Genomic DNA, 3,212 nt, shown 5'->3' on the forward strand with positions numbered 1-3,212 from the left:
TCTCCATTTTTTAGGGGGTGGGGGGGGGGGGGGGGGGGGGGGGGGGGTGTGGGGTTGTGTGGGGCGCGGGCGCCGCCCCCCCCCCCCCCCCCCACCGCTCAGCCCAGCTCGTCGCGCGCGACGACGGAGAAGTCCTCACCACCCAGCCCCGCGCGCTGGGCCACCAGCAGCGCCTGGGCCGCCGCGGTCAGCGCGGGCAGCGGCAGCGCCGAGGTGTCCAGCATCAGCCCGGCGTCCTTGAGCAGCAGGTCGGCGGAGAACTGGGTGTTCCCGAACTGACCGGTCCGCAGGTTCTCGCCCTTCGCACCGGCGATGAACCCCAGCCCGGTGCCCTTCAGCGTCGTCAGCACCTGGTCCAGGTCCAGGCCGCCGGAGGTGCCGAGCCGCACGGCCTCGACCAGCCCCTGGAAGGACACCGCCAGGGCCAGGTTGGCGACGAGCTTGCCGGTGGCGGCGGCTGCGGCCTCGGGCAGCACCTGCAGCCGCTCGGGGTCGGCCCACAGGGAGACGAACGGCACCGCCCGCTGCGCCTGCGGTCCACCGGCCAGGACCCCCAGCGCCCGGTCGGCGGCCGGCCCGAGCGAGCCGACGACGGGTGCGTGCACGTGGTCGACCCCCCGCTGCGCGGCCCACGTGGCGTGCTCGGCCGCGTCGGCCGGGGAGATCGTCGTGATGTCGATCCAGAGCGTCCCGGCCGGCAGCTCCAGGCCGTCGAGCACGACCTCGCGGACGGCGGCCGGCCCGAACAGCGCGGTCACGACGACCTCGGCGTCCTCGACGGCCGCCGCCGCGGTGGGCGCGGCGGTCGCGCCCGCGGCGACGAGCTCGGCGTCCTTGCCCGGGGTGCGGTTCCAGACGGTGACGTCGTGCCCGGCGGTGAGCAGGTGGCCGGCGAGGATGCGGCCCATCCGGCCGAGTCCGAGGAAGGCGGTACGGGTGGTCACGGGCATCTCCACTTCGAGGGTTGACTACCGCGGGATGCTAGGTCGTGTCGGAGTGCGACGGACGCCGGAGCCCGTCAGGGACGATCGACGGACGTGGAACGCTGGAGCACTCCCTACGCTGAGCCGGTGAGTGCGCTCGTGCCCCCAGCCGACCCGTGGGTCACGCGCTGGCGGTTCGCCCCGCGGGTCCGGGACGTCGTGGCCGTCGTGATCTCTCTCGGGTTCGCCGTCTTCTGGTTCCACGCCGTCGTGGTGGGTCCGTCGCGGGCGCAGCCCGGCGGGCCGCCGCCCATCGACGGCCTGGGCTGGGTCTCGCAGGCGCGGCCGGTGGAGGTGGCGGCGGCGGTGCTGGCCGTCGCGAACTGCCTGGCCCTGTGGTGGCGGCGCAGCCATCCCGTCGTGCTGTGCATCGCCTCGCTGACGGTCTCGTTCGTGCTGGCCTTCGACGGGGCGCTGTTCTGGGCGCTGCTGACGCTGGCGGTCCGGCGCCGCGACCGGTTGCTGGTCCTGACGTCGGTGGTCGCGGGGATCGCGGTGACCGCGGCGTCGCTGCGGACGACGTCCGACGGGTTGGGCTTCGCGCTCACCGCCGCGGTGGTCGGGGTGTCGTTGTGCGTGTTCGTCGGGGCGTTCGTCGGCGCCCGCCGGGACCTGGTGCGGTCGCTGCGCGAACGCGCCGAACGCGCCGAGCACGAGCAGGTGCTGCGCGCCGAGCAGGCCCGGCTGGCCGAGCGCACCCGCATCGCCCGCGAGATGCACGACGTCCTGGCCCACCGGATCTCGCTCGTCGCGCTGCACGCCGGCGGGCTGGAGGTGCGCCCCGACGTCGGCCCCGACCAGGTGGAGGCGACCGCGGCGACGATCCGCGAGACGGCCCGCTCGGCGCTGGAGGACCTGCGGCGGGTGCTGGGGGTGCTGCGCGCGCCCGGCACGGTCTCGGCGGCGACGTCGGCGGCCGAACTGGCCCCGCAGCCCACGCTCGTCGACGTCCGCCGGCTCGTGGAGTCGACCCGGGAGGCCGGGGTGGCCGCGGCGTTCCGCACCGACGTGCCCGTGCACGCCGACGTGCCCGCCGAACTCGGCCGCACGGTCTACCGGATCGTGCAGGAGGCGCTGACGAACGTCCACAAGCACGCCCCCTCCGCGCAGACCGTCGTGACGGTCTCGGGCGGTGTCGGCCGCGAGATGCTCGTCGAGGTCGTCAACGCCCGCCCCTCGGGCCAGGCCGCCGGGCTGCCGGGGGCGGGGTCGGGACTGGTGGGGTTGTCCGAGCGGGTGGGGCTGGCCGACGGGACGATCACCTCGGGCCCCGAACCCGGGGGTGGCTTCGCGGTGCGGGCCCGGTTGCCGTGGCCGGCGCCGGACGGGCAGGCGGGCCGCAGCGCGTCCGCCGCGTGGACGCCGCCGGATGCGAGGATCCTGCGGAGCCCGGCGGGTTCGGGACGGGTGGACGGATGACGACGATGGGAGCGACCTCGGTGAGCGACTCGGCGCAGGAGCAGGGCAGGCCGACGCGGGTGCTGCTCGTGGACGACGACGCGCTGGTGCGCGCGGGGCTGCGGATGATCCTGTCCAGCGCCGACGACATCGAGGTCGTGGGCGAGGCCGAGAACGGCGCCCAGGCCGTGGAGGGCGTCGCCGCGCACCGGCCGGACATCGTGCTGATGGACGTGCGGATGCCGGTCATGGACGGGTTGTCGGCGGCCAAGGCGATCACCGACCGGCCGCAGGCACCGAGCGTCGTCATGCTCACGACGTTCGACCTCGACGAGTACGTGTTCCAGGCGCTGCAGGCCGGCGCGACGGGGTTCCTGCTCAAGGACACCCCGCCGCGTGAACTGGTCTCGGCCGTGCGGGTGGTGGCCGCCGGCGAGGCGATGCTGTCCCCCACCGTGACCCGGCGCCTCGTCGGGCACTACGCGGCCGACGCGGTCAACCCGCGCCGGCGCGAGGCGACCGAGCGGCTGCAGACCCTGACCGACCGCGAGCGCGAGGTGCTCGGTGCGGTCGGGCGGGGCCTGTCGAACGCCGAGATCGGCAGGGAGTTGTTCATGAGCGAGGCGACCGTGAAGACGCACGTGTCGCGGTTGCTCACCAAGCTCGGGGCGCACAACCGCGTGCAGGTCGCGATCGTCGCGCACGACGCGGGCCTCCTCGACGCCTGACCCCGTCGTGGGGGGGGGGGGGGGGGGGGGGGGGGGGGGGGGGGGGGGGGGGGGGGGGGGGGGGGGGGGGGGGGGGGGGGGGGGGGGGGGGGGGGGGGGGGGG

At 76.0% G+C, this 3,212-nt stretch carries 3 protein-coding genes; 2 read left to right on the forward strand and 1 reads right to left on the reverse strand.

Annotated features, from left to right (window positions below; genetic code table 11):
* Positions 1–98: 98 nt before the first annotated feature.
* Complete coding sequence (locus tag ACRYR2_RS24935; protein ID WP_432565698.1) at positions 99–944, reverse strand: NAD(P)-dependent oxidoreductase; 846 nt, start codon at positions 942–944, stop codon at positions 99–101.
* 126 nt (positions 945–1,070) lie between these two features.
* Here ACRYR2_RS24935 and ACRYR2_RS24940 point away from each other — a divergent pair, with 126 nt between their 5' ends.
* Together ACRYR2_RS24940 and ACRYR2_RS24945 are read left to right on the forward strand one after the other, a co-directional pair.
* Positions 1,071–2,402 (forward strand): sensor histidine kinase, encoded by a 1,332-nt coding sequence (locus ACRYR2_RS24940; protein WP_432565699.1) that lies wholly within the window; start codon positions 1,071–1,073, stop codon positions 2,400–2,402.
* Positions 2,399–3,109 carry a response regulator gene (locus ACRYR2_RS24945; RefSeq protein ID WP_432565700.1) on the forward strand — a complete coding sequence of 237 codons (711 nt, stop codon included), beginning with the start codon at positions 2,399–2,401 and terminating at the stop codon, positions 3,107–3,109. The genes ACRYR2_RS24940 and ACRYR2_RS24945 overlap by 4 nt, the downstream gene beginning before the upstream one ends.
* Positions 3,110–3,212: the final 103 nt, after the last annotated feature.

This window comes from Kineococcus deserti, assembly GCF_050871945.1.
In the GTDB taxonomy this organism is placed as follows: Bacteria; Actinomycetota; Actinomycetes; order Actinomycetales; family Kineococcaceae; genus Kineococcus.

Bases quoted from the DNA above. Each gene is read 5' to 3' on its own strand.
- ACRYR2_RS24945 (WP_432565700.1), top strand. From the start codon at position 2,399: ATGACGACGATGGGAGCGACCTCGGTGAGCGACTCGGCGCAGGAGCAG.